Raw genomic sequence first — 20246 nt, 5'->3', positions numbered from 1 at the left:
CGGGATCGACAGCACGACGGTCACGATGAACACGCCGACCACCGACCCCTGGAACACCTGGTAGCCCAGCAGGTCCAGGACGAGTTCCATCACGACGACGTGCACGAGGAAGATCTCGTAGGAAATCTCGCCGAGCCACACGACCGCCGGATGGGACAGCACGCGACGGGTCGGGCCGCCACGGTCGCCGAGGGTGAGCGGCGCGAGGACGCACAGTGAGAACGTCAGGTAGAGGAAGACTTTCGTGACGGCGGCGCCGCCGTCCTCGGGCACGATCGTTGCCTCGCCCGCGGCGGGCGTGCACGCGAGGGCGAACGCCACGAGCGCACCCAGCAGCAGGAGCCACGGGCGGACGCGGCGCACGAGCGGCGCCGCGACGGCGAGCGCCATGCCGCCCGCGAACCACGCGACGAAACCGGGCAGCCACAGCCGTGCGGTGAACGGGAGCGCGTCCGTCGTGTGGGTGAGCGCGATCCACACCGGCGACACGCATGCGAGCGCGCACAGCGCGGCGACGAGCAGCCCCGGCCGCCATCGTGCGCGGCACACGAGAGCGATTGTGAGCCAAGCGAACACCGGTAGCAGCAGATAGAAGGTGACTTCGACCGCGAGGCTCCAGGTCTGGGTGAGGCCCTGATGCAGGTGCCCGAAACCGTAGATCTGGGTGAAGGTCATGTTGCGCAGGTAGCCGTCCCACCCGAGACCGGTGACGCCCTCGTCGGGCCGGACCTGGTAGAGCAGGTACACGGCGGTCACGACGACCCAGTAGGCGGGCACGATGCGTCGCACGCGGTGCCACACGTACGTGCGTGCGGACGGCGCGGAGGTGCCGGCGCGCACCGCCTCGACCCACGGCCGGAACAGCAGGAAACCCGACAGCGCGAAGAACACCGCGACGCCGACCTCGAGCCGTGAGAAGAACAGACCCGCGATGTCGTCGGTGTAGTGGCCGGTCCAGAAGCCCGCGTGTGCGCCGACGACGAGCAGCGCGGCGAACGCCCGTACGCCCGTCCACGAGCGCACGTGCCGCCTGGCCGTCGGCGCGGCCGAGGTCATCGCACGGGTTCCGTGCCCGTGGTGGCGGCGCCGATCGGGCCCGCGCCGAAGCACAGCGCGAGATCGTCGGTCGCGGGGGTGACGTGCAGCGAGGATCCGCCGCCGTGCAACTGCACGTAGACCGTGTTCAAGCCCGCCCGCACGGGAACGTCGACCGTGTCGCCCGTGTCGAGGCGCACCGCGACGGCGCCGTCGTCGGAAGCGAAGTAGTGCAACTCCGCCGTCCACTCCCAGTCGAGCAGCGGCCCGTCGAGCGGGATGTCGGCGGTCGCCCCCTCGACGCGATAGCCGCAGCCCGGCACCGGTCCCTGCCCGATCGCACGAACTTCGCTCACGCTCGCGTGCACGAGCCGGCCGGAATCGTCGAGCCGCCGTAGTTCGGGGGTCGAGCGCGCGAACTCGGGCCGGTCGTCGAGCGGCGCGAACACGTGGCTCGTCTGGTTCCACGGCGCCGCGACCGGCAGCAGCACCCAGATCGACACCGGCTGGTCGAGCAGCGGCACGTCCTGGTGCGCGGCCAGCGACGCGCGTGCGTTCGCGAGGTAGTCGGTGGTCGGATTGTTCTGCCACGTGCGGTCGAAGCTGTACGTCGACCACGCGCTCGACACCGCGAACGCGAGCGTGATCGCGACCGTCGCCGCGGTTCGGCCGTCGCGGCCGAGAGAATCGAGGACCCGTGACGCGGTGGAATCGCGCCGCGGCGCCCGGGCGACGATCGCGAAGGCGACGACCAGCACCACCGACGTGTCCGCGAGATAGCGCAGGGTCTGCGCCAGCTCGTACGCGGTCTCGTCCGATGCCCGCGCCAGCACCATCGCCGTCTCCGAGACCACGACGTACGCGACCACCGCACACCACACCGGCACGACGCGACGCTTCACCGCGACCGACAGTGCGATCGCCGCGAGCACGGCCACCCACCCGAGCACGACGAGGACCGTCGGCGGCGTCACCCACGGTGGGCTCGGCGGCCACCGGTCCCACAGCCACGGCCCCCCGAGCAGCGTCGGAAGCAGGCCGAGGGAGGTGCCGTGATGGAACATCCCGGCCGCGATGCCGAGCGGCCGCCATTCGAGTCGCGAGTCGACCACCAGGAGCTGCACGAGCGCCCACACCGCCAGCACGGCGCCCGAACCCCACCACAGCGGCGCGCACCGGCGCAGGGTGTCGCGGATCGGGCGTGCGCCGCCGTCGACATGGCGGGTGAGCGCGACCGTCACGAATGCCGCGAACGGCACGAGCACCGACTTCTCGAAGAAGGCGAGTGCCAGGGCGAACGCGACGACGCCGGTGATCGCGTACCGTCGGCGGCCCGTGCGTGCGAGCAGCAGCGCGTCGCCCGCCACCCACGCGAGCGCCGCCTGCAGCGGCAGCGCATTGAGCGCTGCCGCCCACCACGAGAACGACGGGAGAGTGAGCGGGCCGAGTAGGTAGAAGACGAGCGGCACCAGCAGCAGTGGCCGCGGGCCCATCAGCAGCCACAGCACGCGCAGCACCGCGAGCGACGCGAGCACCTGCGCCACGATCAGGGTCAGTGCGGCCGCGGGCCACTGCAGCGGGAACAGCGTCGTGACGACGTCGGCGACGAAGAACGCGCCGGGCATGAAGTGCCCGTCGTGGTCGAACAGCAGCAGGTCGCCCGACAGCATCGGCAGCTGCGCCGCGCGGCCGGTGAGGATCAGGTCGTCCCAGTAGAAGTTGCCGCGAAACGCGAGGACGCCGCGCAGGATCGTCGCCGCGGCGACAGCGGCGAATGCCACCGCGAGCACGATGCGCCCGGTGTCGGGGCGAGTCGCGTGCGTGCCTGCCGGTGTCGCAACCGCTCCCGCGCGCCGAGCGTGCTCGTGTGGCTGCGTGTCGACCTGCATGACCGTCCTTTCGCGCCCGTCGTTCCGGCGGGCCACGCTATCGCACGTTCGTGAGAGACCCGTGTGAACGTTCGGAACGGACTGTCGTTCGGAAAGGGCCGTCGTTCAGAAAAGGCTGCGGGGCCGTACGGCGTTCGCGAGGTCCACGAGCTGATAGCGGTGGGTGCGATCGGTGGCATTGCGGGCGAGTATGCGCAGGGCTTTCTCGAGACCTTCGCGGAGGCCCGGTTCGGTGAACGGGACCCCGAAGAGGGGAGTGGGGTGGGTGGGCTGGTTTCCGGTGAGCATCCAGTCGAGGGCCGTGCCGAGCACGACGGTCCGCAACTGCAGGCCGCGACTCTCCTGCGGCGCGAGCAGGCTGACGCGTCGGGCCGCCTCGCGGAGGGCGGGCTCGCCGAGATCGGCGATCTCCCGGCCGGACAGCAGCGTGAGGGCCGCCGTCATGCGGCCCATCGCGTAGAAGCGCGAGTTCACCGGGATGCGGTCGAGGGCGCGCACCGCGGCGGCGGTGTCGTGTCGTGCGGTGAGCGAGCGCGCGAGACCGAAGGCGGCGCTGACGACGCTGTGATCGGTGCGCCACACCATGTCGTAGTACTTCTCCGCGAGATCGCGCCACGTCTGCGGATCCTGCGAGCGACCGCGCTGCAGGTTCAGTTCGGCGGCCGCCGCGAGTGCGAGTTTGGGCGCCGACTCGCCGGGCACCGCGCGCAGTACGGATTCGAAGTGGCCGAAGGCGTCCTCGAAGTTGTCGGTGAGCAGCGCGACCGTGCCCGCGTACCACCGGGTGCGCCAGTGCGCACGGGCCACCGGATCGAGCGTCGCGAGCAGGTCGGCCGCCGCCTCCGGCTCGTCCAGGTCGATGTGCGCTTTGACCTCCGCGAGCGTGAGTTCGCGCGAAAGTCCCTGCGCCGCACTGCCGGTGGTGCGTTCGACACCGTTCGCGCGGGCCTGGGCGACGGCGTCGAGGGTCTGCTGCGGTTCGCCAGCGACCGTCGCCGCGAGCAGGCGCGCGTTCGGATCGGTCGGGTCGAGCATCGGCATCGGCAGGGCGCGCGCGACGTCGTGCGAATCGAGCCGCGCGTCGTGCGCGACCCCGTCGACGTACACGTCGGTCTGCTCGACCGCGATCGTGGTGCCGAAGGTGGCGCGCGAGCGACTGAACACTGCCGACAGGCTCGGCTTCTCCACTCCGGTCTGCTGCGCGAGCACCTCGCGCAGCACCGCCGTCAACTGGTCCGCCATCTCGTCGGCCGACGCGAAGCGTGCGTTCGGGTCGGGTGCCGTCGCGCGCTCGAGGAGCATGCGGAACGACTCGAACTCGCCGAGTACGGGTGCGCCCTCCGGCAGGCCCGGCAGGTACCGCCGGTTGCGCATCGGCATGTCGAGGGTGAGCACCGCGAGCATGCGGCCGACGGTGTAGATGTCGCTCGCGACGGTCGGCCCCGTGCGCACGATCTCCGGGGCCTGGTAGCCGGGTGTGCCGTACAGATAGCCGTAGCCGCCGATCCCCGCGACCGCCCCCAGATCGATCAGCACGAGCGATTCGTCGGTGAGCATGACGTTCTCGGGTTTGAGGTCGTTGTAGACGAGCCCGAGCGAATGCAGATACGCCAGCGCGGGCATGACCGCGAGGACGTAGCCGATCGCCTCGGGAACGGGGACGCGCTCGGGCAACTCGTGCGTCGACAGCACGTCGCGCAACGACGTCCCGCCCACGTACTCCATGACGATGTAGCCGATCGGTGTGCCGTCGGGGCCCGGATGCTCGACGAAGTTGTAGATCTGGACGATCCCGGGGTGCGTGACCTCGGCGAGGAACTGGCGTTCGGCCACCGCGACCGACTGCGCTTCGGCGTCGCCCGAATGGAGCAGGCCCTTGAGCACGACCCACCGGTCGCTCACATTGCGGTCGATCGCGAGATAGATCCAGCCCATCCCGCCGTACGTGATGCAGCCCTGCACCTCGTACTGGCCGCCGACGACGTCGCCCGTGCGCAGCGCGCGGCGAAAGTCGAACGACGCACCGCAGTGCGGGCACGTGCCGTGCTCGGTCGCGTCGTGACCTTCGCTCGCGCGGCCCACCGGCCGGCTGCACCGCCAGCAGAAACGCTTGCTCTCGGGCACCCGTGGCACCGTCATGACCGCGGCCATCGGGTCGGGTGGCGGCGCGACGGGCACCTCGACGAGACCGCCGCCGAGCCGCAGGACACCGCCCGAACGGGTGCGCATGCGTGCCGACCGGCCGCTCGTCAGCGGGCCCGACCGGCTCGACCCGGAGCTCGTGTCGTCGCGGTGCGTGACGGCAGGCTGGGTGAACTCGGGTGCGGCGGGCGCGGTGAACTGCGGTGCCGCGGGCTGGGTGAAGTGCGGCGCCGCAGGCTGGGTGAACTCGGGTGCCGCGGGTCGAGTCGAGGACGGGGGGTCGTCGTCGTGGTCGCGGTCGGTCATCGCCCGGCGTCCCGGTAGACGGGCGCGGGCGGCGTCGGCGCGGCGCCGAGCACGCCGAGCCAGCGCTCGTAGAGTTCGGCCCACGTGCCGTCCGCGCGGATGCGTTCGAGAGTGCCGTTGACCGTGCGGACGAGATCGGGCGACTGCAACGGGATGCCGACGCCGTACGGCTCCGACCCGAGGCTCGCACCCACGATCGTGACGTACGGGTCCTGCGTCGCGAGGCCCGCGAGGATCGTGTCGTCCGAGCTGATCGCGTCCGCCTGGTGCTGTTGCAGAGCCACGAGACAATCGGACCACATCGGCACCGCGAGAACCGTCGCATCCGGCACGAGTTCCTGGATCCGGGCGAGCGATGTCGTGCCCTTCGCGACGCACACCCGCCGTCCGGCGAGGTCGTCGTAGGACCGTACGTCCGACCCGATCGGCACCAGGATGCGTTGGCTCGCGTCGAAGTACTCGGCCGAGAACTCGACCGACTTGCGGCGTTCGCACGTGATCGACATGGTCTTGACGACGACGTCGACGGCCTCGGTCTGCAGAGCCTTGATGCGGTCGGCCGACGTGAGCTGGCGGTACTCGATGCGGTCGGGTGAGCCGACGATGTCGCGGGCGATCTCGCGCGCGATGTCGACGTCGAAGCCCTGCACCGTGCCGGTGGCCGGGTCGCGGAAACTCATCAGATTGCTACCCGTGTCGAGGCCCACCACGAGCCGCCCGCGCGCACGGATCCGGTCGACCGCGGGGGTCGGCTCGGTGGGCCTGCTGCCCACCGGATACGGGGCGAGGCTCGCGGTCGGGTCGTCGCACTCGGGCTCGGGCGGCGGGGCCGTCGGGCTGGGCAGTTCGGTCGCCCCGGGCGGCAGCGGCGGCGCCGTGTACGTGCGCTCGGGGGCTTCGAGGTCGGTGAGCCCGGTGCGCGGCGCCTCGGTGGCGCACCCGGACAGCGTGAGGCCGGCCGCGACGACGGCGACCAGCGCCGCGCGGACGCCGCCCCTCACAGGTACTCCCGTAGCCGGGGGAACATGCCCGCCGCGACCGCGACGCCACCCACCGCGGTGAGGAACCACGCACCCGACGCGAGTGCGGTGAGCGCGTTCGACGCCGACCCCAGCTCGGCGCGTGCGCGCTCGCGGGCTTCGCTGATCGCGCTGGTGAGCGCGTCGTCGAGGATTTGGAACTGGGTTGCTGCGTCGTCCGGGCCGGTACCCACCGCGACATCCGTTGCGCCCGCGTAGTCGCCGCCCGCGAGCAGCGCGTTGACGCGTCCGTGTGCCGCGGCCCACGCCGACCTCGCCGAGATCGCACGCGCGACGTCGTCGTCGCCGACCACCGTGTCGTCGCCCTTCGAGTAGTCGGACAGCAACTCGCGCAGCCGCTCGGACTTCTCGTCGAAGCCGGCGTCGTACGTGCCGCTCGAATCGCGGCGCACGAGCTTGAGGGTTTCCTCGGCGCGGGCCTGCTGCGCGGTGATGCGCGCCGCGGTGAGCTCGCTGAGCGGCCCCGCGCCCTGGTCGAGAGCACGTGACGTCGCCAGCGCCGACAGCAGACCCGCGCCCATGAGCCATGCGAGCATCAGGCCGACCGCGACCGTCGCGGCGATCAGACCGGCATTGAACCGGCGCCGCGTACGGCGCGCGAGCATCCACTGCAGCAAGAGCAACGCGAGCACCGTGAGCGCGGGGACCGCCATCGGCAGCCACGGGGCACGCGAGTAGTCACGCTGGACCTCCGCGACCGCGCCCTCCTGCCGCGAATGCAGTTGCTGCGCGGCGGGCAGGATGTGGTCCTGCATCGTGGTCGACGCCTCGCCGAGATACGCCGCTCCCACCGGATAGCCCACGCGGTTGTTGGCGCGCGCCGTCTCCACCAGGCCCGTGTACTGCGCCAGTCCCGTCGAGATCTCCGTGAGCAGCCGTCTGCTCTCGACGTCGCTGCCCGCGATACCGCCCGACGCGTACACGAGCTGGGCCGATGCGACGCCGATCGCCTGCAGGTACCGGTCACGCACGTCCGCGGGCTCGACGCCACGCGACAGGAACGCCGTGGTCGCGGAGGCGTCGGCGACGGACAGCGCGCTGTAGAGCTGCTGCGCCGAGTCGGCGAGCGGTTCGCGCTCGGCGAGCAACTGGTGCAGAGTCTCCTGCCGGTGCGCGACCTCACCCGCCGTGACCGCGCCCGCCCCGATGATCAACGCGAACACCAGCAGCCCCACCGCGAACAGCCGCACCGGTGTCGAATGCGCCATGAAGCTGAACTGGGTGCGCCGCGCGTGCGCGGCATCCGCGCCCGCCTGCGGGTGACTGCCGCGAGGCTCGATCGACGGTGACTCGCGCAAGACCACGGGCGCACCCTCCGTCGACGATTCCGGGCTCCGATCGTGTCGGTTCCCCGCAGCATATAAGGCGTCGCGGTGCGCGTCCGGGACGACGCAGCACCGACCCGCCGGAACACCGACCCTGCTCGCCGGGCCGATCGCGGGTTAGTGTGTGGGCCGAACCCGGACGAGCTCCGAACGCGGACAGCTAGGGGATGCACATGCGCGGCGACGGCGACGGTTGGGCCATCGGCCCCGACGGCGATCGTCACTGGGGCAAGCACGGCGCCGCCGGTCTGCTGCTGCGCGCACCGTTGCCCGACCGCACCGCCGCGGTGCTGTTGCAGCATCGCGCGGCGTGGAGTCACGAAGGCGGCACGTGGGCGCTGCCCGGTGGCGCACGCGACAGCCACGAGAGCGCCACCGGGGCGGCCGTCCGCGAAGCCCACGAGGAAGCGGGCATCGACGACGCGTCGCTCACCGTGCGTACCGAGCTCGTCACGATGGCGGTGCCGCACGTGTGGAGCTACACCACCGTCGTCGCCGACACGTCGACGCGGCTGGCCACGGTCCCCAACCGCGAAAGCCTCGAACTGCGCTGGGTGCCCGAGGCCGACGTCACCGCACTGCCGCTGCACTCGGGTTTCGCCGCGAGCTGGCCGCGACTGCGCGCACTCGACGTCCACCTCGTGGTCGACCCCGACATCGCGCACGCCGCCGAACTGCCGCGCACGGTCGTGCTGCCCGACGACGGCTTCGGCTGGGTCACGCGCATCGACACCGCAGCGCCCGCGTCACTGCTCGACCGGTCCGCACTGCTCGACCGCACCGCGCCGTCCGAGCGGCCGGAGGACGATCCGGTGCTCGTCGTCGTGTCCGAGAACGCAGCCGACCTCGCGCGCCTGCCGAGCTCGGTGTTCACGCTGTCGCCGTCGTTGCTCGTCGGCTGAGCCGTCGGGTCAGGCCGGATTCGCGGCCAGCCGGTCGGCGAGCGCCCGTGCCGCGGCGTGCGGATCGGGCGCCTCGGTGATCGCCCGCACCACCACGACACGTGTCGCGCCCGCGTCGAACAGTTCCGGCAGTCGCGCCTCGTCGACGCCACCGATCGCGAACCACGGCCGCGCGGGCTGCGCGTCCGCCGTCGTCCGGACGAGTTCGAGACCCGCCGCACCGCGTCCTGGCTTGGTGGGTGTGGTCCACACCGGACCGGTGCAGAAGTAGTCGACGCCGTCCTCGATCGCGGCGAGGCTCGCCTGAGCACGGTTGTGCGTCGAGCGGCCCACCAGGACGTCGCGTCCGACGACGGTGCGCGCGTACGGAACCGGCAGGTCGCCCTGCCCGAGGTGCAGTACGTCCGCGCCCGCCGCGAGGGCGAGGTCGGCGCGGTCGTTGACCGCGAGCAGCGCGCCGTGCCTGCGCGCGGCGTCCGCGAGCACCGAGAGCGCGAGCAACTCGTCCTTCGCCTCGAGCGGACCGAACTGCCGTTCCCCTGCCGAGCCCTTGTCACGCAGCTGGATGATGTCGACACCCCCCGCGAGCGCGGCGTCCGCGAACTCCGCGAGATCGCCCCGCTCGCGTCGCGCGTCCGTGCACAGGTACAGGCGTGCAGCGTGCAGCCGCTCGCGGCGGTCGAGACGGTCGTGCGGGTACGTCGCGTTCACGGCATGACGGTAGCCTTTGAGGAGAACGTGCAACACGGGAGTCCCCGGATCGGGGGGCTGAGAGGGGCTCGCGCCGAGCCCGACCGTCCGACCTGATCCGGATCATGCCGGCGCAGGAAGTGAGGTGATCACCCCGATGGGTGCCAGCAACCAGTCGGTCGCCGTCGTCGGCGGCGGTGTCATCGGCCTGTCGATCGCGTGGCGTGCCGCGCGCTCCGGGCGCCGTGTCCGGCTCTTCGATCCCGCGATCGCGTCCGGCGCCTCGTGGGTCGCGGGCGGCATGCTCGCGCCGCTGTCGGAGGGCTGGCCCGGCGAGGACGCACTGCTCGACCTCGGGTCTGCGTCGCTCGACCGGTGGCCCGATTTCGGCGGCGAGCTCGAAAAGCTGACCGGCTCCACCCTGTTCACGTCGCACGGTTCGCTCACCGTCGCCCTCGACTCCGCCGACGCCGAAGACCTGCGGACGATCGCGGAGTTCGTGTCCGGCCGAGGACGCGACCTGCGCGTCCTCACGCGCGCCGAGGTGCGTGCACTCGAGCCGTCCCTCGGACCGCGGATCCGGCTCGGACTGCTCGCGCCCGACGAGTTCGCGGTCGACAATCGCGCCCTCGTCGACGCGCTGCGCACCGCTGCGGTCGACGTCGGGGTCGAGTTCGTCGCCGAACACGTCACCGACGTCGCCGCCGTGCCCGCCGACCAGGTCGTCGTCGCGGCCGGCTCGACAGCGTCCGCGCTGCTGCCGGATGTGCCGGTGCGCCCGGTCAAGGGCGAGATCCTGAGGCTGCGCACCAGACCCGGAGTCACGCCTGCCCCCGGTCGCACCGTGCGCGGCACCGTGCACGGCCGCCCGTCCTATCTCGTGCCCCGCGGCGACGGCATCGTCGTCGGCGCAACGCAGTACGACGCCCCCGACACCCAGGTCACCGTCGCCGGGGTGCGTGACCTGATCGCCGACGCGGAAGAGCTGATGCCCGCGATCGGCGAGTACGAGCTGTACGAGGCGAGCGCGGGCCTGCGCCCGATGTCTCCCGACAACCTGCCGCTCGTCGGCCGCGTCGACGAACGCACCGTCGTCGCGGTGGGCCACGGCCGCAACGGCATCCTGCTGACGCCGGTCACGGCGGACGCGGTGCTGGCCGTGCTCGACGGCGACGAGCTCCCGGAAGCGCGGTGCGCGGCACCGGGCCGCTTCCGTCGTTCTCCACAGACTGTTCCGACACCAGTGAGGTGAATCCATGACTGACCCGCACACCACGATCGCGGTCGGCGTGACGGTCAACGGCGAAGAGCACGAGTTCGCCGAACCGATCACGATGACCGAACTGCTGCAGCGACTGTCGTTGCCGTCGCAAGGCATCGCCGTCGCGGTCGACGGCGCCGTCCACCCGCGCTCGCGGTGGGACGAGCCCGTCGGGCGCGGCTGGCAGATCGAGATCCTCACCGCGGTGCAGGGAGGCTGACGTGACCTCCGTTCGCGAAAACCGCACGGACACCGACATCCTCACGATCGCGGGCCGCACCTTCGACTCACGGCTCGTGATGGGCACCGGCGGGGCGCCCAATCTCGCGGTGCTCGAGGACGCACTCGTCGCGTCCGGCACCGAGCTGACGACGGTCGCGATGCGACGCGTCGACGCGGCGGCGGGTACCGGCGTGCTCGATCTGCTGCGGCGCCTCGGAATCGCGTTGCTGCCCAACACCGCGGGCTGCCGAGGCGCGGCCGAGGCGGTGCTCACGGCGCAGCTCGCCCGCGAGGCGCTCGAGACCGACTGGGTCAAGCTCGAGGTGATCGCCGACGAGCGCACTCTGCTGCCCGATGCGATCGAACTCGTGTCGGCGGCAGAGCAATTGGTCGACGACGGATTCGTCGTCCTGCCGTACACGACCGACGATCCGGTGCTCGCGCGCCGGCTCGAGGACGTCGGGTGCGCCGCCGTCATGCCGCTCGGATCGCCGATCGGCACCGGCCTGGGTATCTCGAACCCGCACAACATCGAGATGATCGTCGAACGTGCGGGCGTACCCGTCGTACTCGACGCCGGGATCGGCACCGCGAGCGACGCCGCGCTCGCGATGGAACTCGGCTGCGACGCCGTCCTGCTCGCGACTGCCGTCACGCGCGCGAAGGATCCCGTGCTCATGGCCGGTGCGATGAAATCGGCCGTCGTGGCCGGTCGCGCGGCGCGGCGGGCCGGGCGCATCCCGAAGCGGTTCTGGGCGCAGGCTTCCTCCTGAGGTCTCGGGGTTCACCCCGAGACGGACCCGACACGGCCGAGGCCGCACCCGGAAAGAGACCCTGGTGCCACCCCGACCCTGGTACCACGCGAAATCATCCTTCAGGCCGATGTGCCGAGGGCCGCGGTCGGGCAGGCTGGCTGCATGATCGAAGTGAGGGGACTGACCAAGACCTTCGGGTCGTTCAAGGCGGTCGACGACCTGACGTTCACCGTGCAGCCGGGCATCGTCACCGGCTTCCTCGGACCGAACGGCGCGGGCAAGTCGACCACGATGCGCATGATCCTGGGGCTCGACAAGCCCACCGCGGGGTCCGCGCTCGTCGAGGGTGTGCCGTACGCACAACTCGACAAGCCGCTGACCACCGTCGGGGCACTGCTCGACGCGAAGTGGGTGCACCCGAACCGTTCCGCGCGCGCACACCTGCAGTGGATGGCGGCGTCGAACGGCATCCCGAAGAGCCGCGTCGAGGAGGTGCTCCGCCTCGTCGGTCTCAGCGAGGTCGCGGGCAAGAAGGCGGGCGGGTTCTCGCTCGGTATGTCGCAGCGGCTCGGCCTTGCGGGCGCGCTGCTCGGCGATCCCAAGGTGCTGTTGTTCGACGAGCCGGTCAACGGGCTCGATCCCGAGGGCATCGTGTGGATCCGCAAGTTCATGCAGCGGCTCGCGTCCGAGGGCCGCACGGTGCTCGTGTCGAGTCACCTGCTGTCGGAGATGGCGCTCACCGCCGAACGTCTCGTCGTGATCGGCCGAGGCCGGCTCATCGCCGACACCACGGTCGCCGACTTCGTCGCGAAGTCGTCCGAATCGACCGTGCGCGTGCGCAGCCCCCAGCTCGACGCGCTGCGCAGCGCGCTCACGAGTGCGGGCCTCACGGTGCGTGAGGACGGCGGCGCCGACGGCACGGCCGCGTTGCTCGTCATCGACACCACGACCGACCAGGTCGGCACCCTCGCGGGCGAGAACGGCATCGTGCTGCACGAACTCGCGTCGAAGCAGGGTTCGCTCGAGGACGCGTTCATGAAGATCACCGGAGAAGACGTCCAGTACCACGCCGAGGGCGTGCAGGAAATCATGGGAGGCGCTCTCTGATGGCCGTTCTCACTGCCGAACGCATCAAGCTCACCACCACCCGTTCTCCGTGGTGGTGCACCGCGATCGTCATCGCGCTCGGTCTCGGCCTCGCCGGGGTCATCGGGCTGAGCGCGAAGGCGAGTCTCAACTCGTTCGAGAATCAGCTCGCGGAGGGCAACCAGCCCGACTTCGAACCCTTCCTGCCGACGCTCGCGGACGCCGTGGGCGGTGTGTCCGGATTCGGCGTACTCGTGCTGATGATCCTCGCGGCGCTGTCCGTCACCAGCGAGTACCGCTTCGGCCTCATCCGCACCACCTTCCAGGCGATTCCGAACCGCTCGTCGGTGCTCGTCGCGAAGGCCGGTCTGATCGGCGTGTTCTCGGCGGTGCTCACGTTCGTGCTCACCTTCGGTGCGTACGCGATCGCGAAGGCGACCGCGGGCGACAAGGCGGGCGCCGCGCTCACGCTCACGTCCGAGACCGACTGGCGGGCGATCTACGGGGTTCCGCTCTACGCCTTCCTGTGCGTGATCCTCGCGGTCGCGGTGGGTGCGCTGCTGCGGCAGTCGGCGGGCGCGATCGCGCTGCTGCTGTTGTGGCCGCTCCTGATCGAGAGCCTGTTCAACCTGTTCGGGTCGTTCGGGCGGGAGGTCATGCCGTTCCTGCCGTTCCTCAACGCGAACAACTTCCTCGGCATGCCCGGCGGCGTCGACTTCCACTGGGGTCCGTGGGGCAGCCTGGTGTACTTCGCGGCGTTCGTGCTGGTCGTGTTCGGCATCTCGCTGTTCGTGGTGAACCGGCGCGACGCCTGACCGGTCTCGCTTCCGCATTCGGGCACCGACCTCGAGGTACGGTGCCCGAATGCGGCTTCGGGGAGTGGTCACGAGTGCTGTCGCGGGCATGCTGGCACTCACGGCGTGTTCGTCGTCCGATGCAGGAGCGGCAGGCGGTGTCGACGCACAGGCACTGTCGGCGGCCGTCACCACCGATGCCGTCCTCGGACACCTCGTGGAACTCGAACAGATCGCCGCGGCACACGACGGCAACCGTGCGGCGGGCACATCCGGCTACGACGCGAGCGTCGACTACGTGGCACGCATTCTGCGCGACAAGGGCTTCGACGTCCAGACTCCCGAGTTCGCCTTCGACCGTTTCGACGTCCACTCGCAGAGCCTGCGAGTGGGCGAGCTCGCGCCCGAGATCGTCGCGCTCACGTATTCGCCGTCGTCGGGTCCGGACGGTGTCCGCGGCCGTGTGGTCCCGGTGCCGGCCGACGACACACCGGGCTGCGAGCCCACCGACTACGACGGACTCGACGTCGCCGGTGCCATCGCCCTCGTCGACCGCGGTTCGTGCACCTTCGCCGACAAGCAGGCCGTCGCCGCCGACCGCGGTGCGGCCGCACTGCTGGTCGCGAACAACTCGCCCGAGCCGCTCACCGGCGGCACGCTGGGCGACGCGGGCGCGGGGCGCATCCCCGTGGGTGGCGTCGGGCAGGCCGACGGCGCCGCGCTCGCCGCGTCACCCGGCGAGGCGACGCTCGTGCTCGACACGATCACCGACACCCTGCGCACACGGAATGTGGTGGCGCAGACCCGGACCGGATCCACCGACGACGTCGTGATGGCCGGCGCGCACCTCGACAGTGTTCCGGAGGGGCCGGGCGTCAACGACAACGGCACGGGCGTCGGCGCGGTGCTCGAGACCGCGCTCGCGCTCGGCCCCACACCGCCGGCCGCCAACGCTGTGCGGTTCGCATTCTGGGGCGGTGAGGAATTGGGTCTGCTCGGGTCGGACGCGTACGTCGCGGGCCTCGACGACGCGCAGCGCGACGACATCGCGCTGTACCTCAACTTCGACATGCTCGGCTCGGAGAATGCGGGCTACCTCTCGTACGACGGCGACGATTCGGATCGTGCGGGTTCGGGTCCGGGGCCGGAGGGTTCGGCGGGCATCGAGCGCACTTTCGTGGACTATCTTGCCGCGCAGGGCATCTCGGCTGACGGCACCGACTTCGACGGCCGCTCCGATTACGGCCCGTTCATCGAGGCGGGCATTCCGTCGGGCGGCGTGTTCAGCGGCGCCGACGACGTCAAGTCCGCCGAGCAGGCGCGCAAGTGGGGCGGCGACGCCGACCAGCCGTTCGACCGCAACTACCACTCGCCGGACGACACGCTGGCGAATGTCGACGCCGAGGCGCTCGGTGTGGGGGCGTCGGCGGTCGCGTACGCGGTCGGCACGTACGCGAACTCGGTCGAGGGCGAGAACGGCGTCCCGGTGGGCGACGCGCGCGCACATGCGCGGACGACCGAGTGATGCTCGCGCCATTATGTGTGACGTGCAGTTACACTCTCCGTCGTGAGTGAAGAGCTGCCCGCGGCCAGGCGCGTGCTGTCGTGGCTCGACGGTGTCAACCGCAGCGAACGTGCGGTCGCGAGTATGCGCAAGCTGCGTCGCGCGTTGCCCGGCGACCCCGGCTTCGGCGACCCCCTCTCGACGGCCGGTGCCGGCAGCGCTCGTGCCCTCGCCCGCATCGCCGACCGCGTCCGCGACGACGAACCCGCGGTCGCACGCGAACTGGGCCTCGGCACGCTTCAGGTGTGGCAGGCCGCGCTCGAACGCGTCGGCCGCGGCAAGGGGGAAGCCGAGGTCACTGTCGTGTTCACCGACCTCGTCGGATTCTCGACGTGGTCGCTCGACGCCGGCGACGCCACCACCCTCACCCTGCTGCGCAAGGTTGCGAAAGCGGTCGAGCCGCCACTGGGCAAAGGCGGCGGGCAGGTGGTCAAACGTATGGGCGACGGCGTCATGGCCGTGTTCTCGAGTCCCGCACGCGCCCTCGCCGCCGCACTCGACGCGCACGACGCGGTCGCGTCGGTCGACGTCGACGGCTACGTGCCCACGATGCGTGTCGGGCTGCACACCGGCACGCCGCGGCGCATCGGCGACGACTGGATCGGCGTCGACGTCACGGTCGCCGCGCGCATGATGCAACTCGGCGGCGACGGCCACGTCATCGCGTCGTCCGCGACGCTCGACGCGCTACCCGACGGCACCCTGGACCGCATCGGCGCGACCGTGCGGCCGTGGCGGCGTGGACTGTTCGCCCCCATGCCTGCCGGCGTGCCCGCCGACCTGTCGATCTGGCGCGTGCAGCGCACCTGAAGGTCAGGCGTGCAGTCGCCACAGCGGCGACACCGGGCCGTGGCCCGCGCCGAGGTCGTACGACGCGGCGAGGCATTTCGTGACCCAGTCCTTCGCGAACGCGAGCGCCTCGGGCACGGAACGGCCGTGGGCGAGCGCGCACGCGAGCGCCGCGGCCAGGGTGTCGCCGCCGCCGTGGTCGTTGCCGGTGTGGATGCGGGGCGTCGTGAACTCGGTGAACGTGTCGCCGTCGAACAGCAGGTCGGTGCTGAACTCCGAGGTGCGCAGGTGCCCGCCCTTCACGACGGCCCACTGTGCACCGAGTCCGTGCAGCGCCTCGGCCGCGCGCCGTGCCGACGCGTCGTCGACCACCTCGATGCCGGTGATGAGGCGCACCTCGTCGAGATTGGGGGTCACGACCGTCGCGATCGGCAGCAGCGTGGTGCGCACGGCTTCGAGTGCTTCCGCGTGCAGCAGTGGGTCGCCGTGCATCGACGCGCACACGGGGTCGACCACGAGCGGGATCTCGTGATCGCGCCCGATGCCGACCTCGTCGCACACCCCGGCGACCGCCTCGATGATCGCGGTGGACGCGAGCATCCCCGTCTTCGCGGCCGACACCCCGATGTCGCCGACCACCGAACGCACCTGGTCGGCGACCGTTTCCGCAGGGATCTCGTGGAAGCCGCTGACGCCCACCGAATTCTGCACGGTGACGGCGGCGACCGCGACGCACGCGTGCACGCCGCACATCGCCATGGTCCTGCTGTCGGCCTGGATTCCCGCGCCGCCGCCCGAGTCCGTACCGGCGATCGTGAGGGCGCGTACCGGCGTCTCGCCGTCGGGGGTCAGCGGCAACAAGTTCACACAGGTGACACTACAGATTCACATGTCGGCGCTTGCGTGGTGCCGCCCCCTCCGGCACCGTGGGACACGGGGGATCACACGACGAAATCGGCGCCGCTTTCACACCCGATTCTTCCCGTTTCCACACACCTGCTCGGTTTCCTGCTGTCGATGTCGAGGGGATACTGGTTTCATGAGTGTCGTGAGTCACATTTCACGCGGATCGACGGCTCGGTCGAGGCATGCGGCACGTTCCCTGGACGTGTCGCGGGCGTCGGTGCGCGACAACCCCGATCGCGAACGATTCGACCTCTGGTACGGCGACCAGCTCGTCGGCATCCTCGGGTACCGCACACGAGGCGAGGTGGGCGCCACCGGCCGGTCCGCGGGCGTCGTCGTTCTGCTGCACACCGTGGTCGAGGAGGAGTACTCCGGGCACGGCCTCGCGGCGCTGCTCGTGCGGGCGGCGCTGGACACCGCGCGTCGGCGCCATCAGCACGTCCAGCCGCTGTGCACCTACGTGCAGCACTATCGCGCGAAGCACCCGGGCGACGAGGACCTGGTGGCCGCGTGACCGCTCGGTCCGGGAGCGGCTAGGCCAGATCGACGACGACGGGTGCGTGGTCGCTCGCGCCCTTGCCCTTGCGCTCGTCGCGATCGATCGACGCGGCCTGCACGCGGCCCGCGAAAGCCGGCGAGCCGAGCACGAAGTCGATGCGCATGCCCTGCCGCTTGGGGAACCGCAGCTGCGTGTAGTCCCAGTACGTGTAGACACCGGGACCGGGGGCGTGCGGACGCACGACGTCGGTGTAGCCCGCGTCGGCGAACGCCGCGAACGCGTCGCGCTCGGGCTGCGACGTGTGCGTCTTGCCCTCGAAGAATGCGGGATCCCACACGTCGTCGTCGGTGGGAGCGACATTCCAGTCGCCCACGAGCGCGATGGGCAACTCGGGTGCCGCGTCGAGCCACTTGTGCGCGTCGTCGCGAAGCGTCGCGAGCCAGTCGAGCTTGTACGTGTAGTGCGGGTCGGCGAGCTCGCGGCCGTTGGGCACGTACAGGCTCCACACCCGGACGCCGCCGCACGTGGCGCCGAGCGCGCGCGCCTCCTGCACGGGAGCCACCTCGGGATCCTTGTGGAAGCCGGGCTGGTTCTCGAAGCCGATCTGCACGTCCTCCAGTCCGACACGCGACGCGATGGCGACGCCGTTCCACTGGCTGATGCCCACGTGGGCGACCTGGTAGCCGAGCGCTTCGAAGCGTTCGTGCGGGAACTGGTCGTCCTTGCATTTGGTTTCCTGCATCGCGAGGACATCCGTGTCGGTGCGCTGGAGCCAGTCGACGATGCGGTCGGTTCGGGCACGGACGGAGTTCACATTCCAGGTTGCGATGCGCACGTCACCAGCCTATCGGTCACCGCCGACGGGCCGGCCGGGGAGTGCTACCGCCGGTCGGGGAGTGCGTACCGGTAGTGGTGGTGGTCGATCAGGCCCAGGTGCCGGTACATCGCGCGGGCACCGTAGTTGCTCTCGGTGACCTGCAGATATGCGTGCGTCGCGCCGTGCTCGCGGCCCCATGCGAGCATCTCGCCGCACAGCAGCGTGCCGAGGCCGCGGCGCCGGTGGCCCGCGGCGACGGTGACCCCGCTCAACCCGAGCCAGGCGCGGCCGTCCGGTCCGGTCGTGACCGCGCCGCGCGCGATCGCGAGCACCGCGCTGTCGGTGGTGCCGATTCTCCCGAAACCGAGCCGTCCGAGGGCTGTGCTGTCGCCGAGGACGCTCGTGAGCACGGCGGTCTCGGTGTCGAGATCGGAGGTGCGTGGTTCGTAGCGCGCGAACCAGTGCGTATCGGGCGCCTCGGTGACGGTCGTGGTGCGCGGGCCCGACGGAAGCGTGAGCATGTCGAGGTCGGCCGCCATCACGACGACGTCCTCGCCGGACGCCGCCCACCCCGCGGGCATCGCCGCGAGCCGATCGGGCAGCAGCAGCCGCGGCGTGAGGTCGCGTGCGCGGTACCAGTCGGTGATCCGCTCCGACACCTCGTGCCACGGCGCGAGCTCGCCCGGCATACCGAGCGGGGCGGCCGAGTTCGCGCGCCCGCTGAACCCGCGACCCGCGCGCAGCAGCCAGCCGTCGATCCACGTCGATTCGAGGCCCGGCCATGCTTGCGCGGCGGCCACCTCGAGGAACCGGATCTCGGACGTGCGGATCGGCCGCCCGCTGCCGAGTTCCTTGAGGGCGACCACCTCGTCGCGGCGCACCTGGACGACACGTCCGTCGGCGGCGCGCACCACGATCGGGTCGGTGGACTCGAGTGTCCCGACGACGTCGGTGACGGGATGCGAATAGCCGGGCGGCAGCGTGTACCGCAGGACGACGCGGGCCCCCGCGGCAGGCAGATCCATGTCGGTCGTCATCCCGGTCGTGAGTCGGTCGTTGCGTCAGTCGGTCGTTGCGTCAGTCGGTCGTCGCGTGAGTCAGTCGTCGTCGTGACCGAACGGGTCGGCCTGCTCGCCCGGCACCCAGCTCAGCCCCGGCACGCCCCACCCCTGGCGCTTGATCGTCTTCTTCGCCGCGCGCGCGTTCCGCCCGACGAGGACGTCGACGTACAGGAAGCCGTCGAGATGACCCGTCTCGTGTTGCAGCATGCGCGCGAAGAAGCCGCGGCCCTCGACCTCGATCGGATTGCCGTCGGGGTCGGTGCCGGTGACCTTCGCCCAGTCGGCGCGGCCCGTGGGGAACTGCTCGCCGGGCACCGAGAGGCAGCCTTCGTAGTCGTCCTCGGGGTCCGGCATCGTCTCGGGAATCTCGGACGTCTCGAGCACCGGGTTGACCACGGCACCGCGCCTGCGCACGGCCTTGCCGTCGGCGCCGACATCCGGGCAGTCGTACACGAACAGTCGAAGCGGCACACCCACCTGGTTCGCGGCGAGCCCCACTCCGTTCGCGGCATCCATCGTCTCGTACATGTCGGCGACGAGCTCGGCGATCTCGTCGGGCGACTTCGTGACGGGCTGCGTCGCCTCGTGCAGCACGGGGTCGCCGACGATACGAATGGGAAGGATGGCCATTCGTCCAGGATAGTGCGGCACGCCCGGCCCGATTCGCACGGGGCGCAGCGCTTGCGTGGTTGAATGGGTCGCGGAAGTACACCGGTGTTATTCGGCACGACGGTCGTATTCACGGCGCGGAAGTGCCGGCAGGGGGACGGTGGCACGCCGGTCATCGGCGAGAGAACTCGAGCAGTCGAGGAGTGACATGGACGGCGCCGCAGCGCAGAACCAGAGCGAGACGGGGGAACTGCACGCACCCGAGGCCGAGGGGCTGACCCGCCGCGAAACGGAGATCCTCGCATTCGAACGCAAGTGGTGGCAGTACGCGGGCTCCAAGGAAGACGCCATCAAAGAGCTGTTCGACATGTCGGCCACGCGCTATTACCAGATCCTGAACGCGCTGGTAGACCGCCCCGAAGCGCTCCGAGCCGACCCGATGCTCGTCAAGCGGCTGCGCCGCCTCCGCGCGAGCAGGCAGAAGGCGCGTGCGGCCCGCCGGCTCGGCTTCGACATCAAGTGACCGGCCGGTGCGCCGCGTGCGCAGTGCCCGC

19 protein-coding genes, 1 pseudogene and 1 riboswitch are annotated in these 20246 nt (G+C 71.0%); of the genes and pseudogenes, 10 read left to right on the top strand and 10 right to left on the bottom strand.

Going from position 1 to position 20246, the window contains the following annotated elements; all coding sequences use genetic code 11:
* Positions 1 to 15: 15 nt before the first annotated feature.
* The 5 genes and pseudogenes from HCA44_RS10305 to HCA44_RS21005 form a co-directional block, all read right to left on the bottom strand.
* A pseudogene (locus HCA44_RS10305) lies at positions 16 to 1056 on the bottom strand (acyltransferase); the annotation flags it as partial.
* Positions 1053 to 2924 (bottom strand): hypothetical protein, encoded by a 1872-nt coding sequence (locus HCA44_RS10300; protein WP_169648463.1) that lies wholly within the window; start codon positions 2922 to 2924, stop codon positions 1053 to 1055. The gene HCA44_RS10300 and the pseudogene HCA44_RS10305, both read right to left, overlap by 4 nt.
* Positions 2925 to 3029: 105 nt before the next feature.
* Positions 3030 to 5372, bottom strand: a complete 2343-nt coding sequence (locus HCA44_RS10295) for a serine/threonine-protein kinase (RefSeq protein ID WP_169648462.1) — start codon at positions 5370 to 5372, stop codon at positions 3030 to 3032.
* Positions 5369 to 6373, bottom strand: a complete 1005-nt coding sequence (locus HCA44_RS21010) for a glutamate ABC transporter substrate-binding protein (RefSeq protein WP_346764666.1) — start codon at positions 6371 to 6373, stop codon at positions 5369 to 5371. The genes HCA44_RS10295 and HCA44_RS21010 overlap by 4 nt, the downstream gene beginning before the upstream one ends.
* Positions 6370 to 7716: a hypothetical protein gene (locus tag HCA44_RS21005; RefSeq protein WP_346764665.1), complete on the bottom strand. Its 1347-nt coding sequence runs from the start codon at positions 7714 to 7716 to the stop codon at positions 6370 to 6372. Before HCA44_RS21005 ends, HCA44_RS21010 begins: the two co-directional genes overlap by 4 nt.
* Positions 7717 to 7910: 194 nt before the next feature.
* On the opposite strand from HCA44_RS21005, the gene HCA44_RS10285 reads away from it, so the two are divergent.
* A complete protein-coding gene (locus HCA44_RS10285; RefSeq protein WP_169648460.1) occupies positions 7911 to 8639 on the top strand; it encodes an NUDIX hydrolase in 729 nt (242 codons plus the stop codon).
* Positions 8640 to 8648: 9 nt separating this feature from the next.
* Here HCA44_RS10285 and thiE read toward each other — a convergent pair whose 3' ends face one another.
* Positions 8649 to 9350, bottom strand: a complete 702-nt coding sequence (thiE, locus tag HCA44_RS10280) for a thiamine phosphate synthase (protein WP_169648459.1) — start codon at positions 9348 to 9350, stop codon at positions 8649 to 8651.
* 24 nt (positions 9351 to 9374) lie between these two features.
* Positions 9375 to 9486: riboswitch (TPP riboswitch) on the top strand.
* On the opposite strand from thiE, the gene thiO reads away from it, so the two are divergent.
* The 7 genes from thiO (at position 9487) to HCA44_RS10245 (ending at position 15821) form a co-directional block, all read left to right on the top strand.
* A complete protein-coding gene (gene thiO / locus HCA44_RS10275) occupies positions 9487 to 10581 on the top strand; it encodes a glycine oxidase ThiO (protein WP_169648458.1) in 1095 nt (364 codons plus the stop codon).
* A 4-nt stretch (positions 10582 to 10585) separates the two neighbouring features.
* The gene (gene thiS / locus HCA44_RS10270; protein ID WP_169648457.1) at positions 10586 to 10810 is read left to right on the top strand and encodes a sulfur carrier protein ThiS; all 225 of its coding nucleotides are present in this window, start codon (positions 10586 to 10588) and stop codon (positions 10808 to 10810) included.
* A gap of 37 nt (positions 10811 to 10847) precedes the next feature.
* Positions 10848 to 11585, top strand: coding sequence for a thiazole synthase (locus HCA44_RS10265; RefSeq protein WP_346764677.1), 738 nt, complete (start codon positions 10848 to 10850; stop codon positions 11583 to 11585).
* A 144-nt stretch (positions 11586 to 11729) separates the two neighbouring features.
* Positions 11730 to 12674 carry an ATP-binding cassette domain-containing protein gene (locus HCA44_RS10260; RefSeq protein WP_169648456.1) on the top strand — a complete coding sequence of 315 codons (945 nt, stop codon included), beginning with the start codon at positions 11730 to 11732 and terminating at the stop codon, positions 12672 to 12674.
* Entirely contained in the window at positions 12674 to 13468 is a 795-nt protein-coding gene (locus tag HCA44_RS10255) for an ABC transporter permease (protein WP_169648455.1), read from the top strand. The genes HCA44_RS10260 and HCA44_RS10255 overlap by 1 nt, the downstream gene beginning before the upstream one ends.
* 49 nt (positions 13469 to 13517) lie before the next feature.
* Complete coding sequence (locus HCA44_RS10250) at positions 13518 to 14972, top strand: M28 family peptidase (protein ID WP_169648454.1); 1455 nt, start codon at positions 13518 to 13520, stop codon at positions 14970 to 14972.
* A 123-nt stretch (positions 14973 to 15095) separates the two neighbouring features.
* Entirely contained in the window at positions 15096 to 15821 is a 726-nt protein-coding gene (locus HCA44_RS10245) for an adenylate/guanylate cyclase domain-containing protein (RefSeq protein ID WP_169648624.1), read from the top strand.
* Positions 15822 to 15824: 3 nt separating this feature from the next.
* On the opposite strand, the gene thiD is transcribed toward HCA44_RS10245, so the two are convergent.
* Entirely contained in the window at positions 15825 to 16667 is an 843-nt protein-coding gene (thiD, locus tag HCA44_RS10240; protein ID WP_169648453.1) for a bifunctional hydroxymethylpyrimidine kinase/phosphomethylpyrimidine kinase, read from the bottom strand.
* Positions 16668 to 16839: 172 nt separating this feature from the next.
* On the opposite strand from thiD, the gene HCA44_RS10235 reads away from it, so the two are divergent.
* Positions 16840 to 17220 (top strand): GNAT family N-acetyltransferase, encoded by a 381-nt coding sequence (locus HCA44_RS10235; RefSeq protein WP_169648452.1) that lies wholly within the window; start codon positions 16840 to 16842, stop codon positions 17218 to 17220.
* Between the two features lie 19 nt (positions 17221 to 17239).
* Here the strand turns inward: HCA44_RS10235 and HCA44_RS10230 are convergent, their stop codons facing one another.
* From HCA44_RS10230 to HCA44_RS10220, 3 genes are read right to left on the bottom strand one after another with little or no spacing between them, the layout of a single operon-like run.
* Positions 17240 to 18040, bottom strand: a complete 801-nt coding sequence (locus tag HCA44_RS10230; protein WP_169648451.1) for an exodeoxyribonuclease III — start codon at positions 18038 to 18040, stop codon at positions 17240 to 17242.
* A gap of 44 nt (positions 18041 to 18084) precedes the next feature.
* Entirely contained in the window at positions 18085 to 19059 is a 975-nt protein-coding gene (locus HCA44_RS10225; RefSeq protein WP_169648450.1) for a GNAT family N-acetyltransferase, read from the bottom strand.
* A 60-nt stretch (positions 19060 to 19119) separates the two neighbouring features.
* Positions 19120 to 19713, bottom strand: a complete 594-nt coding sequence (locus HCA44_RS10220) for a peptide deformylase (RefSeq protein ID WP_169648449.1) — start codon at positions 19711 to 19713, stop codon at positions 19120 to 19122.
* Between the two features lie 187 nt (positions 19714 to 19900).
* On the opposite strand from HCA44_RS10220, the gene HCA44_RS10215 reads away from it, so the two are divergent.
* A complete protein-coding gene (locus tag HCA44_RS10215; protein WP_169648448.1) occupies positions 19901 to 20215 on the top strand; it encodes a DUF3263 domain-containing protein in 315 nt (104 codons plus the stop codon).
* The last annotated feature ends 31 nt before the right edge of the window (positions 20216 to 20246 follow it).

Source organism: Rhodococcus sp. HNM0569 (genome assembly GCF_012726205.1).
In the GTDB taxonomy this organism is placed as follows: domain Bacteria; phylum Actinomycetota; class Actinomycetes; order Mycobacteriales; family Mycobacteriaceae; genus Rhodococcus_F.
This window is presented reverse-complemented; position numbering and strand designations above follow the sequence as displayed.